Source organism: Hyphomonas sp., from assembly GCF_037969335.1.
Lineage (GTDB): Bacteria > Pseudomonadota > Alphaproteobacteria > Caulobacterales > Hyphomonadaceae > Hyphomonas.
Genome location: NZ_JBBKXE010000014.1, coordinates 1 through 12668, shown reverse-complemented (window position 1 = coordinate 12668; position 12668 = coordinate 1). Strand labels below are relative to the sequence as shown.

The window sequence follows — 12668 nt, the reverse complement described above, 5'->3', positions numbered from 1 at the left end:
AGCCTGACGCTCCCCAAGAGGTGCCGCACCATCCCGGCGGCATCGCAAGCTTTGCCGATATCATTGCCCGCCTCGACGAATTGCGCGAAGTGAACCTCCAGGTCGAACTCGAACGCTTTCTGCGTCCCGGCAAGTTCGTGCCCGGCCATTTCGAATGCGAGCTTGAGCCGAATGCGCCCGCCGGCCTCCTGTCGCGCTTGAAAAAATTCCTCGAATACGAAACCGAGATGGACTGGACCGTGGCCCAGGTCACTGGCGGCGGCGAGACGGTTCGCCAGTCGGAAACCCGCACGCGGGAGGAACGTCACGCCTCTGCCGCAGCGCACCCGGCGGTCGCCGCTGCCCTGAAAAACCTGCCGGGCGCCACCATCATCGACGTCATCGAGTCCGAGCCGCTTGAAACTGACGATCCGGCTGACAATGTTATCCGCTTGAACGCCCGGCGCTAGAAACAGGAAACATCCCGATGAAAGACCTCGCCAAGATCATGCAGCAGGCCCAGGAAATGCAGGCCAAGATGCAGGAAGCCCAGGCCAAGATCGAGGCCACCGAGGCTGACGGTGTCGCCGGCGCCGGCCTCGTCCGCGTTCGCCTCAAGGGCAAGGGCGAACTGATCTCGGTCGATATTGATCCATCCCTGATGGGCGACGATCCGGAAATCCTCGAAGACCTGCTCAAGGCGGCCCATTCGGATGCCCGCAAGCGCCTCGACCAGGCCATGGAAGACGCGATGAAGACGGCCACCCAGGGGCTCGGCGGCGGCATGCTGCCCGGCTTCAAGCTGCCATTCTGAAGCGCCGTATGCGAAACCGGGTCCTGACGCTCGCCTTGGCCGCCTTGGCCTCGGCCTGCGCGACACCGCCTGTCACCGCGCCTGCGCCCGTGGCCGAAGGCACGCCTATCGTCATCGGCATCCAGCATGTCATCCATTCCGAAATCTACGGCGCCGACCGCATCATCAATGTGCAGGTCCCGCCGACCTATGGCGATACGAGCCAGCCCCCGAACGTGCTCTATGTACCCGACGGCGGACTCGAGCAGGATTTCCCCCACATTGCCGGCCTCGGCCAGCTCGCCTCGCTGAGCTGGACCATTGAACCCGTGCTCGTCGTCGGCATCGAAACCGTGGACCGCCAGAACGAACTGACACCGTCGCCCGCCACCCCGGGCTACACGGTCGAATTCCCGACCGCCGGGGAGGCCGCCAAATTCCGCGCCTTCATCGCAACCGAGGTGATGCCGTTCGTCGCCGCGCATTACGAAACCGGCGGCCGCACCGCCGTGATGGGCGAATCACTCGCCGGCCTCTTCGTCGCGGACACGTTCCTGACGCAGCCGGATCTCTTTGACGATTATATCAGTATCAGTCCCAGCCTCTGGTGGGATGACCGGGCCCTCGCCCTTTCGGCGCCCGCGCGCCTCGCCGCCACCCCGCAGAAGGACCACCGCCTCTACCTCACCATCGGCGACGAGGGCGACGCGATGCAGACCGGAATGGAGGAACTGGTCGCTGCCCTTTCAGCCGTCCCCGCCAAGAACCTCGACTGGACTTATGTCGACCGCCGCGCCACCGCCACGCACGCCACCATCTACCACGCCGCCGCCCTCGATGCCCTGCGCTGGCTCTACGCCACCCCGCCTTATGACTATGGCCCGGCGCCCTGGTACATGATCGAAGGCGGCGTCCCGCCCGCCGCCACGCCGGACTGACACGGCAACGAATCCTTGCCAGCCCGCCTCATTCCCTGCCATTGAGCCCCCATGTCCCAACGCTCTGCCGGTCCTGAACTCCTTCGCCTGATCGAACTGATGGCGCGCCTGCCGGGCCTTGGCCCGCGCTCGGCGCGGCGGGCTGTACTCTTCCTGCTGAAGCGCAAGGACCAGATCCTGCTGCCGCTGGCCGACGCGCTGCGCGAAGCGGGCGAGAAGATCGACCGGTGTAATATCTGCGGGAATTTCGACACGATCCAGCCCTGCGCCGTCTGCCAGGCCGAGGGCCGCGACGATGGTATCATCTGTGTCGTGGAAGACGTGCCGGACCTCTGGGCGCTGGAGCGCGGCGGGGCGTTCCGGGGCCGCTATCACGTCCTCGGCGGCGTCCTCTCGGCGATTGACGGCATTGGCCCTGACGATCTCAACATCGCCCCGCTCGTGTCACGCGTTCAGGCGGGCGGCATCCGGGAAGTGATCCTCGCCCTCAACGCCACGGTCGATGGCCAGACCACGGCGCATTATGTCGCCGACCTGCTTGAGGGGACCGGCGCGGACGTTACGCGACTCGCCCATGGCGTACCGGTTGGCGGCGAACTCGATCATCTCGACGACGGCACACTGGCCGCCGCCCTCCGGTCACGCCGTGACGTGAAGACCTAGGGCCTACTCGACCACATCCACGCGGAAGATGCCGTCCATGTCCTTGGTCGCGACATAGAGGTGCCCGTCGGGCCCCTGGATCACGTCACGGATCGCATACTCACCATCGAAAAGGTTTTCGCGGCCCACCACCTTGCCGTCCTCCATGTCGATGCGCACCAGTTTCAGGCCGGCCGGGCCATTCATGCCGCCGGTGAACAGGTCGCCCTTCCAGCCGTGATAGACGTCGCTTGTCAGCTTGGTCAGGCCTGATGGCGCAATTGATGGCACCCAATAGGTCAGCGGCTGTTCCATGCCTTCCGCTTCGGTCTTGTCGGTGATGATCGTGCCATCATAGTTCACGCCATAGGTGATCTTGGGCCAGCCATAGTTTGCGCCCTTCCTGATCACGTTCAACTCGTCGCCACCCTTGGGGCCGTGCTCGGTTTCGTACAGCGTGTCGGTTTCGGCGTCGTAATAGAGGCCCTGCGCGTTGCGATGGCCATATGACCAGACAGCCGGGTTGCCGACTGCGCCATCGGCAAATGGATTGTCCGCCGGGATGCTGCCATCCGAATTGATCCGGATGATCGAGCCATGCGTGATCTTCGGGTCCTGCGCCTGTTCCATGTATTTGAAGCCCTCACCCAGCGTCGCATACAGTGTGCCGTCGCTGGCAAATTGCAGGCGTGAGCCATAGTGCAGGGCCGTGTCGCGCCGGTCGGCCCAGAAGATTTCCGTCACCTCTTCAACGGTGTTTCCATCATCGCTGAGCCGGGCGTGAATGATCGCGGCACCATTGGCCTCGGCTGTGCCCTTGGAATAGGCAATATAGACCAGCCGGGTCGCGGCAAAGTCCGGGTCCAGCGTGAGGCCGAGATAGCCTGCCTGCCTGTCTGTAAAGGCCTCGGGCAGGCCACTCACCGACACGGGCGTGCCCTCACCGCCCGGCACGCGCTTGAGGCCACCTTCCTTTTCGGTGAACAGCATGTCGCCGTTCGGAAGGAACACCATCCCCCATGGAAACTCTGCTTCTGTGACGACCGGTGTCAGTGTCACATGGATGTCGCTGGCGACGTCAGGCGTCTGGACGGCGGCGCTGCCGCAGGCGGCGAGGAGCAGGCCGGTCGCGAGGCTGGCATATGAAAGACGCATGAGGGCTCAAGTCCTTGTTCTGGAATGTCTCAGTCAAGGATAGTCTGCTGCGGCGCGTGAACCAAACAAAAAAGGGGCAGCTCTTGCGAGCTGCCCCCAGTTAAGCGCCGGCGCGGATCTTTCAGCCCGCGCCGGATTTGGATTGAACTACCAGGATTTCCGGACCGTGATGCCGTAGAGGGCAGGTTCTGTCAGGAACACGTTGGTGTAGAGACCCGAGCTGTCATCAGTCAGGTAAGCACCCGTGATGACCTCTTCGTCGGTGATGTTCTTGGCGAAGGCTTCGACGCCCCAGCCATTTTCAGCATTGGCCAACACAACCGACAGGTTGAGGTTGGTCCAGCTGTCCAGCTCGTCGCGCTGCGTATTGAAGACGCGGCTGTAGCTGTCGGCTTGGTAGTAGAAGTCGCCGCGCACGGTCATGTCCCAGTTCGAATTGCGGAACGAGTTGAACGTGTACTCGGCGGCCAGGTTCAGGGTCATTTCCGGAGCGCCTGGCAGCGAGTTGCCGTCCAGGTCCTTGGAGATGCCGTCGAACGGTGTCAGCGCGCCGATCGTCTGGGTCACACCATTGCCGTCGGTATAGGTCACGTTGCCGAGACCGAAGCCGGCTTCGCTGCCTGCAAAGGCACCTGCGCAAAGTCCGCGTGAGTCGCCATTGCTGAGCAGGCCGCCCTGGATCGCCCCCAGCACAGTGGCATAGCCCTGAGCCGAGACGACACAGTTCGAGTAGGACGATGCGTTCTTGATCGCGACAAAGTTCGGATCGCCATTCGTCCGGTCGAGCACATCGATACCTGTCGTGCCCTGCAGTTCGGAATTCAGCAGGCCAAGGTTTGCCGTCAGCAGCCAGTTGTCTGCCGGTGTCCAGAGGTACTCGACTTCGAGACCGCTGAGCTTGGCGTCAACGTTGAAGTTGGCCGACGTCCGGTTGACGATCTGGGTGATCTGATAACCCTGATAATCATAGTGGAAGGCGGTCAGGTTGAGCGACTGGGTATTGTTGGCAAACGTATTCTTCGTGCCGAGTTCAAAGGCGTCGATGAATTCCGGCTCGAACGTTTGCGGGAACAGGTTGGCACCGGCTGGCTGTGGTGGGTTCAGACCGCCACCCTTGTAGCCCTTGGAATAGAACGCGTAGACCAGCGTGTCATCCGTGGCACCAAGGTTCGGCGACCAGTCAAGACCAATACGACCGGTCGTTTCCTGGAAGTCAGCCTTGAGCAAGCCGGTTGGGACGCCTGCTTCCGGCAGGGCCGAGGTCGGAACAAACAGGGCCGAAGGCACGATATCCTGCTCTTTTTCATCGTTCGTGTAGCGCAGGCCGAGCGTGAATTTCAGCTCGTCTGTCACGTCATAGTAACCTTCGCCGAAGAAGGCTTTCGAATTCAGGCGGTAAGGCGACAGTGACCGGAAATAGTTCCGACCGAAGCCTTCCGTTGAATTCAGCACATTGCCGTCATCATCCGGGTTAACTGTATCCAGCGGTGTCAAGCCACCAAAGATGGCGCCGCCCAGAGCGTTGTTCAGCTGGGTGAGAGCCGACAATGAGTTGGACAGCACATAATAACCAGCCTGGTTGTCCTGAGGATCAATCGCTTCGCCGTCGACAAAGATCATGCCGAGATTGAAGTTGAACGGACCGTCATAGTCGGACTGAAGGCGGAATTCCTGGGTCGTCGTTTCGGTAGCACCGCCCGAAATATCGAACGTGCGGAACAGGTTCGAAACACCAAGTTGCGGGTCAGACACGACACCGCCCGGGAACAGCGCCTGGTAAAGGGGCGCAAGCGCTGGATTACCAAGCGGAACGCCAGCCGCGTTGAACGCTACGGTCGGAGCAATCTTGTTATAGTCGTCGACCGAGACCTGGTCTGTCTCGTTGTAGCTGGTCAGCGAGGTCAGCTTGAGGCTGTCACCGATGTCGAGTTCCAGCTTGAGCGTGTAGAGGTCCTGCTGAGCTTTATAAACCGGATCAAGCGCCGATTCGATGTTGCGCAGGTTTGGATCGAGCGGATTGGTGAACGCATCGCCGTTCAGCAGGCCGGCAACAATCGCCAGGCCGCCACCGAGCGTACCGGCAGAGTTCACGCGGTCATAGCTGTCGCTGAGCGGCGCTTCCTGACAACCGAGCGATGTGACGAGCGTGTCGAGACCGGTGATCGGTATACCGGCAAAGCTCGTTTTGGTCGGGTCTTTCTTACAAAGCTGCTTACCGGCGCGGGTCCGGTCGTCATCTTCGTCGAAGTGCTCATAGGACAGCCAACCACGGAAATTGTCCGATGGTTCGAAACCGAGGGTCGCACGCAGCGACCACAGTTCGCGGCCGTTGACGTCATTGCCGGTCACCGTGTTGTCGGTATAGCCGTCGCGCGATGTGATGGCGCCTGCAACGCGCAGGGCAAGCTTGTCGCCCATCGGCACGTTGACCATGCCCTGGCCTTTGAGCGTGTTATAGTTGCCATAGGTCAGCGCGGCATCTGCCTGGAATTCACCGAAGACAGGCTTGCGTGTGATGATGTTCACAACACCGCCGGTCGAGTTACGACCGTAGAGTGTACCCTGTGGACCGCGCAGGACTTCGACGCGCTCGATGTCGAAATATTCCTGCTCGTAGAGGAAGTTGGCGCCAAGCGGCACGTCGTTCTGGTGGATACCCACACCGGCATCGGAAGACTGCGCAACGGCGTCGTTGCCGATACCGCGGATCTTGAAGTTGCTGCCTGTGAAGTTGCCCTTGGTGAATGACACGTTCGGAACGGCTTTCACGAGGTCGGCGCCGCCGGTCAGTTGCAGGCGATTGATGGCATCTTCATCGAAGGCCGAAACGGCGATCGGAACATCCTGGATGGATTGTTCGGTTTTCTGCGTGGTGACCGTGACGGTCGCCAGCGTACGGGTCGATTCCGGTGCGTCGGTTTCCTGCGCCCATGCGGCCTGACCGAACAGCCCGATTGCGAGTGCGGATGCGCTCGCAAGCAAGACGGTTTTCGAGTCTATTTTCCGTGTCATTCTGAATTTTCCTCCCCTCGGGCCCGTCGGGATGGCAGGCCGCGAATTGTGATATTTGACCGAGTGTCCTCATTGGCGGGACAACTTCAGCACCCATCACAAATAGAGTGAGGGGGTGTTGTCAACATGTTTACAAGACCGTCATGCATTTGTTCTGACGCAGGTGTCATAAATGTAACGCTGGCGGCTTGGTCCTTTACGTAGGGGCTGATAGAGCCCCGCAATGAACCAGGATCACATATCGGCACTCGTGCTTTTTTCCGGCGGACAGGATTCAGCGACCTGCCTCGCCGACGCCCTGTCGCGCTATTCGCGTGTCGAGACCGTCGGCTTCGACTATGGCCAGCGCCACAGGGTCGAACTCACATGCCGGACCCGGTTCCTCGAAGTGATTCGCGACCGCTTTCCCGCATGGGGCGAGCGGCTGGGTCCCGACCACATGCTGGACGCGAGTGTCCTCAAAAGCCTCGGCCACAGCGCCATGACCGATGACGTCGCAATCGAGACGACCAAGGCGGGCCTCCCGTCCACGTTCGTGCCCGGTCGCAACCTGCTCTTCTTCACGCTGGCCGGCGCGCTCGCCTATCGCCGGGGGCTCGATGTCCTGGTCGGCGGCATGTGCGAGACCGATTATTCCGGCTATCCTGACTGCCGTGCCGCCACGCTCGCTGCGCAGGAGCAGACGCTCCAGCTCGGTCTCGACTCCGCCGTCCGCATCGAAACGCCGCTGATGTATATCGACAAGGCCGAGACCTGGGCCATGGCCGAGCGCCTCGGCGGGCAGGCGCTGGTCGACCTCGTCACCGAAGAGACCCATACCTGCTATCTCGGCGACCGCACCGACCGGCATGACTGGGGCTATGGCTGCGGCACGTGCCCGGCCTGCGAATTGCGCGCCTCGGGCTGGCAACGCTGGCGGGCCGCCGCATGACCTGGTCCGTCAAGGAAGCCTATTACACGCTCCAGGGCGAAGGCGCGCAGACAGGCCGCGCCGCCGTTTTCCTGCGGTTTGCCGGATGCAATCTCTGGTCCGGCCTTGAGCGCGACCGCGAAAAAGCGGTCTGCCGTTTCTGCGATACGGATTTCGTCGGCACCAATGGCCTCAATGGCGGCAAGTTCCGCGCGGCGGCCGACCTCGCCGCGCACGTGAGGGCCATCTGGGAAGCCGAAGCCGGCGCCGCGCGCCCCGCCTATGTCGTCTGCACCGGCGGCGAACCGCTGCTCCAGCTCGACGCGCCCCTGATCGCGGCCCTCAAGGCCGAGGGCTTCGAGATCGGCGTCGAGACCAATGGCACGCTGGCCGCGCCAGAAGGCCTCGACTGGATATGCGTCAGCCCGAAGGCCAATGCCCCTCTCGTCCAGACAAGCGGGAATGAGCTGAAACTCGTCTACCCGCAGATCGAGCCCGAAGCGCAGCCGGAACGGTTCTCGCAACTGGACTTTACGCACTTTTTCCTGCAACCGAAGGACGATCCGAACGCGGCCCGGAACCTGCAGGGCGCAACGACCTATTGTATGAAGAATCCCCAATGGCGACTGAGCTTGCAAACCCACAAACTGATCGGGCTTCCCTGACACCGGAAGGCCGCGTCTTCGCGATCACCAAATCGGTGAATTTCGAAGCGGCGCATTACATGGGCGGCAAGCCTGAAGGCCATCCCTATCGCAATGTCCACGGCCATTCCTTCCTTCTGGAAGCGACCGTTTCCGGCATCGTCAAACCGGGCGAACAATGGGTCGAGGATTTCTCGCACCTGACCGCCTCGATCGAGGCCACGGCGGCCAAGCTCGATCACAGGTTGCTGAACGATATCGACGGTCTCGATGTGCCGACGCTGGAACGCATCTGCCTCTGGGCAGCGGCAGACCTTTCATTGGCGCTGCCGGGCCTCGCCCGCGTCGCAGTGGCCCGGCCCAGCCTCAATGAGCGCTGCGAACTGGTTCTGTAGGCGTCACGAGACGAGTTTCAGCCCCGCGATCCCCGAAATGATCAAGGCGATACTGCCAAGACGCATCGCCGAAGCCTGATCGCCGAACAGCCAAATGCCCAGCAACGCCGTGCCGACGATGCCGATCCCGGTCCAGATGGCATAGGCCGTGCCCAAGGGCAGGTCTCGCAAGGCCAGACTGAGAAAAGCGAACGATGCGATCATGCAGGCCACGGTCAGCACGCTTGCCACAGGCCGTGTAAAGCCGTCCGCCAGTTTCAGGCCGACGGCCCATCCGATTTCAAGAAGTCCCGCAGCGAAAAGATAGACCCAGGCCATCTGGTGCCCTCCGGCATTTGGCGGGTCGTCCCGGCAGGAAAAAAACAGGCAATGAGGGTCGTCCCTCATGCCCTGCGCATATGGGAGATGCATGCGCCGTGTAAAGGTGGCATCGCCCGAATTGCCGACCGGTCAGGTTGCTTCCTGCAGCGCCTTCGCAAACTTGCGGGCAAACCGGTCGGAGGCGCGTTTCGCATCGCCCCACGTTGTCACGCCGGCATTGCGGATGTCGGTTTCGAACCAGTCATAGGTCAGGCTGCCCATTTCAGCGCCGCTGGCATCATATGCGGTGGCGGACAATTCCATCCCGCCAATGCTGACCGAGCCGCCATAATCGAGGCCCATCCGGTCGCCGAGTTGCTTCATCGTCGGCTTGTTCGGCATGGCGCGTTCGATCGTGACAGTGACATGATCAACTTCGAGGCCGGACTTTGCGAATTCACGCATCAGGTCTTCTTTGACATTCTCGATCAGGTAAGTGCCTTCCCTGACGCCGTAATCGTCCTGGAGCGCTTCCTCGAATGTCGGCGAGTAGCTTACATCGATTTCGGTGGCCAATGCGCCGGGGGCGATCAGCAAGGCCGTTGCGGCAGCAGCCAGTGCATATTTCATCGGGTCATCCTCCTGAATGGTCCAAGTCCATAGCGTACCATGCTGCTGCCCGTTCCTGAAGTCACAGCGCTGTGAGAGCGCGAGGCTCAGACCGTATCGACAAAGACGATTTCGGCGTCGTCCACGCCTTCCAGCTCAAGGCTCTGCGCGCCGGTTACCGCTGCCCCATCGCGGGCATTCAGCACCTCGCCATTGAGGCGCACCGATCCGGCCGCCAGCACGAGATAGCCGTGCCGCCCGGCTTTCACCTCATAGGTCAGCGTCTCGCCGGCCTTCAGGGTTGCGCCGAGTACGCTGGCGTCCTGGTTGATCACCAGGCTGTCACTGGCGCCGTCGCCGGAGGCCAGCACGGCCCAATTGCCCGAGCGGTCGCCTTTCGGGAACTTGCGCGCGCCCCAGCCGGGCTTGCCGCCGGCAGAGCGCGGCTGGATCCAGATCTGGAACAGCGTCGTGGCCGCGTCTTCCTCGTTCCACTCGGCATGCTGCACACCGTTCCCGGCGCTCATCACCTGCACGTCGCCCGCTTCGGTACGGCCGTGATTGCCCAGCGAATCCTTGTGCGTGATCGCGCCGCTGCGGACATAGGTGATGATCTCCATCGACTGGTGGCCGTGCGGCGGGAAGCCGGTATGCGGCTGGATCGTGTCATCGTTCCACACGCGCAGGGCGCCTTCGCCCATGCGGCGCGGATCATCGTATCCGGAAAAGGAAAAATGGTAATTGGCGTTCAGCCACTCGTTGCTGAAGCGACCGAGATTTTCGAAACGTCTGATATCAATCATTGTCATGCTCCGTTCGGTAAGTGTTGCGTTGGAGACAATATGGCATCGCCCGAAATGCCGTGTAGGGCGGGGCATGGATCACTTTTATGCGCTTTATGCATGGCAGAGCGTATCTTATGTCTCCTCGCCAGATGCCTTTACTGGCTTGCCGCGTCGCTCGCGTCGGCTTTCCCAGGCGCCTCCCAGAGACAAGGCGATCATCAGAACAGGCGCAATGAGTATCGTCGCGATGATCAGGAGCATGCAACCGACGACGATCGTCTGAAGAATTACGGCGCCCGTCGCATGCGGGTCCTCATAATGATCAACAGCAGTCCAGAGTACCGTGATCCAGACAGGAGCGGACAGGGCCGCAAGGATCCCTAGCACGGTCCATACTATCCCGCTCCCTGAATGGCTGCTGCCCGGCCTGAAAGAGTAACTCGAATGCCAAGCGTGAATCTTGGTCTCTGTCTCTGGGTTCGCCCCGGCTTTCCCCCGCCGGCCACGTCGCCGCAAAAGCCGCTGGAGTGCGGCGCGGTCCCGGGCCGGCCTGTCTGGGTCGGGCATGTCAGCAACCCCTTTCCTGTTTGACATGGGGCTGTTCAACCTGACGTTCAATCCAAAATCGAACGCGCGTTTGCCCTGAGCAGGGTGGGGGTCAACTGCCTATCGGATCAAAACAGGCTTGCCCCGACTCACCCGCAGCCCCACAACACAAAACATGCCTCCCAGCCCCCAGATCACGGATGCCCGCGCCATCCTGCAGCGCGTCTATGGCTTCAAGGCCTTCCGCGGCCTGCAGGAAGACGTGATCTCTGATGTGCTTGAGGGCCGCGACGCCCTCGCCGTCCTGCCCACCGGAGGCGGCAAGTCGCTCTGCTACCAGATCCCGGCGCTGATCCGGCCCGGCTGCGCCATTGTCGTCTCGCCCCTGATCGCGCTCATGTCAGACCAGGTCGACGCCCTGAAACAGGTCGGCGTTCGGGCCGAGCGGCTCGACAGCTCGATGGACTTCACTGCCCGCGCTGAGGCGCTCGAGGCAGCCGAGCGCGGCGAGATGGACCTGCTCTATGTCTCGCCCGAAGGCCTCGGCACCAATCTCGCCCAGCGCCTTGCAGGCATGAACATCTCCCTCATCGCCGTCGACGAAGCCCACTGCGTCAGCCAGTGGGGCCATGACTTCCGGCCCGACTATCGCGCCCTCGGCCGCCTGCGGGAACTCTTCCCCGGCGTGCCCCGCCTCGCCGTGACCGCCACGGCCGATGCGCGCACGCGCGATGATATCCTCGCCCAGCTGCAGCTGACCGATCCGGCCCTGCACGTGGCCAGCTTCGATCGCCCCAATCTCACCCTCTCGGCTGAGCCCAAGGGCGGCGGCCGCACGGCCCGCGTCGTCCAGCTGGTCAAGGCACGCGGCGGCGTCTCCGGCATCGTCTACGCCGCCACCCGCAAGGGCACGGAAGAGGTTGCCGAGGCGCTCGTCCGCGCCGGCGTGCCCGCACAGGCCTATCATGCCGGTCTCGACGCCAATGTGCGCCAGGAGCGCCAGCGCCGCTTCCTGCTGGAAGACGGCCTTGTCATGTGCGCCACGGTCGCCTTCGGCATGGGCGTCGACAAGCCGGACGTGCGCTTCGTCATCCATGCCGATCCGCCCAAGACGCTGGAAGCCTACTGGCAGGAAGTCGGCCGGGCAGGGCGCGATGGCGAACCTGCCGAAGGCGTCGCGCTTTATGGCCCGTCAGACATGGCCCGCTCCCTGTCATGGACGCATCAGGGCGATGCGCCCGAAGAGGTCAAACGCGTCCAGCTCACCAAGACGCGCCAGCTGTTTGCCTTCTTCAATGGCGATGAATGCCGGCGCGGTGCCGTCCGGCGCTATTTCGGTGAAGAGAAAGTCGAGCCCTGCGGCGTCTGCGATGTCTGCACGTCAGAGCCGGGCCAGATGCATGACGCCACCCGCTGGGCCCAGATGGCCGTCTCCGCCGTCATCCGTTGCGGCCAGAAGGTCGGGCGCGGCCGCCTGATTCTCCATTTGATGGGCACCACGAAAGACGGCTTCGACGAAACCCTCTCCACCCAGTCGACGTTCGGTGTGGGGAAAGACCTCGCCAAGCCGGGCTGGGACCGCGTCTTCGATGCGCTCCTGTTCGACGGCCTGCTGGCCGAGGGCGGCGACACGATGCGCCCCTGCATCATCGTGCCCGACGGCGAGGCCGCCCGGGCCCTGTTCAAAGGTGACCGCACCCTGATGCTGCGTGAAGATGTAACCGCCACCCGCAAGAAGCCGTCCAAATCGCGCAGTGTGGCCTCCGCCGCCGCGCTGGCAGACCTGTCAGGCCGCGACCAAGACCTGTTCGATGCCCTCCGCCTCTGGCGTACCGACACGGCCAATGTGCGGTCATGGAAGATGACATAGGGCGGCACGCCGCGTTCCTTGGCCGTGTCGGTACGCCAGAGGCGGAGGGCATCGAACAGGTCTTGGTCGCGGCCTGACAGGTCTGCCAGC

The 12668-nt window shown here is 62.6% G+C and carries 13 protein-coding genes and 2 pseudogenes; 8 read left to right on the top strand and 7 right to left on the bottom strand.

What is annotated here, in order from left to right; all coding sequences use genetic code 11:
• From AADA04_RS00930 to recR, 4 genes and pseudogenes are all read left to right on the top strand, one after another.
• A pseudogene (locus AADA04_RS00930) lies at positions 1–449 on the top strand (DNA polymerase III subunit gamma/tau); the annotation flags it as partial.
• A gap of 17 nt (positions 450–466) precedes the next feature.
• Positions 467–793: a YbaB/EbfC family nucleoid-associated protein gene (locus AADA04_RS00925; protein WP_340691350.1), complete on the top strand. Its 327-nt coding sequence runs from the start codon at positions 467–469 to the stop codon at positions 791–793.
• A gap of 8 nt (positions 794–801) precedes the next feature.
• Positions 802–1710: an alpha/beta hydrolase-fold protein gene (locus AADA04_RS00920; protein WP_340691349.1), complete on the top strand. Its 909-nt coding sequence runs from the start codon at positions 802–804 to the stop codon at positions 1708–1710.
• A gap of 51 nt (positions 1711–1761) precedes the next feature.
• Positions 1762–2373: a recombination mediator RecR gene (recR, locus tag AADA04_RS00915; RefSeq protein ID WP_340691348.1), complete on the top strand. Its 612-nt coding sequence runs from the start codon at positions 1762–1764 to the stop codon at positions 2371–2373.
• Between the two features lie 3 nt (positions 2374–2376).
• Here the strand turns inward: recR and AADA04_RS00910 are convergent, their stop codons facing one another.
• Entirely contained in the window at positions 2377–3507 is a 1131-nt protein-coding gene (locus AADA04_RS00910; RefSeq protein ID WP_340691347.1) for a PQQ-dependent sugar dehydrogenase, read from the bottom strand.
• 147 nt (positions 3508–3654) lie between these two features.
• The gene (locus AADA04_RS00905) at positions 3655–6519 is read right to left on the bottom strand and encodes a TonB-dependent receptor (protein ID WP_340691346.1); all 2865 of its coding nucleotides are present in this window, start codon (positions 6517–6519) and stop codon (positions 3655–3657) included.
• A 223-nt stretch (positions 6520–6742) separates the two neighbouring features.
• Here AADA04_RS00905 and queC point away from each other — a divergent pair, with 223 nt between their 5' ends.
• The 3 genes from queC to AADA04_RS00890 are packed head-to-tail and all read left to right on the top strand — an operon-like array spanning position 6743 to position 8468.
• Positions 6743–7450 (top strand): 7-cyano-7-deazaguanine synthase QueC, encoded by a 708-nt coding sequence (gene queC / locus AADA04_RS00900; protein WP_340691345.1) that lies wholly within the window; start codon positions 6743–6745, stop codon positions 7448–7450.
• Entirely contained in the window at positions 7447–8094 is a 648-nt protein-coding gene (gene queE, locus AADA04_RS00895; protein ID WP_340691344.1) for a 7-carboxy-7-deazaguanine synthase, read from the top strand. Before queC ends, queE begins: the two co-directional genes overlap by 4 nt.
• On the top strand, positions 8049–8468 hold the full coding sequence (locus AADA04_RS00890) for a 6-carboxytetrahydropterin synthase (RefSeq protein WP_340691343.1): 420 nt from the start codon (positions 8049–8051) through the stop codon (positions 8466–8468). The genes queE and AADA04_RS00890 overlap by 46 nt, the downstream gene beginning before the upstream one ends.
• A 3-nt stretch (positions 8469–8471) precedes the next feature.
• Here the strand turns inward: AADA04_RS00890 and AADA04_RS00885 are convergent, their stop codons facing one another.
• From AADA04_RS00885 to AADA04_RS00870, 4 genes are all read right to left on the bottom strand, one after another.
• The gene (locus AADA04_RS00885) at positions 8472–8786 is read right to left on the bottom strand and encodes a multidrug efflux SMR transporter (RefSeq protein ID WP_340691342.1); all 315 of its coding nucleotides are present in this window, start codon (positions 8784–8786) and stop codon (positions 8472–8474) included.
• A 132-nt stretch (positions 8787–8918) separates the two neighbouring features.
• Positions 8919–9398: a hypothetical protein gene (locus tag AADA04_RS00880; protein WP_340691341.1), complete on the bottom strand. Its 480-nt coding sequence runs from the start codon at positions 9396–9398 to the stop codon at positions 8919–8921.
• Positions 9399–9484: 86 nt separating this feature from the next.
• On the bottom strand, positions 9485–10180 hold the full coding sequence (locus AADA04_RS00875; RefSeq protein WP_340691340.1) for a pirin family protein: 696 nt from the start codon (positions 10178–10180) through the stop codon (positions 9485–9487).
• 114 nt (positions 10181–10294) lie between these two features.
• Complete coding sequence (locus AADA04_RS00870; protein ID WP_340691339.1) at positions 10295–10549, bottom strand: hypothetical protein; 255 nt, start codon at positions 10547–10549, stop codon at positions 10295–10297.
• 334 nt (positions 10550–10883) lie between these two features.
• On the opposite strand from AADA04_RS00870, the gene AADA04_RS00865 reads away from it, so the two are divergent.
• Complete coding sequence (locus tag AADA04_RS00865) at positions 10884–12578, top strand: RecQ family ATP-dependent DNA helicase (protein WP_340691338.1); 1695 nt, start codon at positions 10884–10886, stop codon at positions 12576–12578.
• Between the two features lie 14 nt (positions 12579–12592).
• Here the strand turns inward: AADA04_RS00865 and AADA04_RS00860 are convergent.
• Positions 12593–12637 (bottom strand): annotated as a pseudogene (locus tag AADA04_RS00860) (hypothetical protein); the annotation flags it as partial.
• Positions 12638–12668 lie beyond the last annotated feature (31 nt).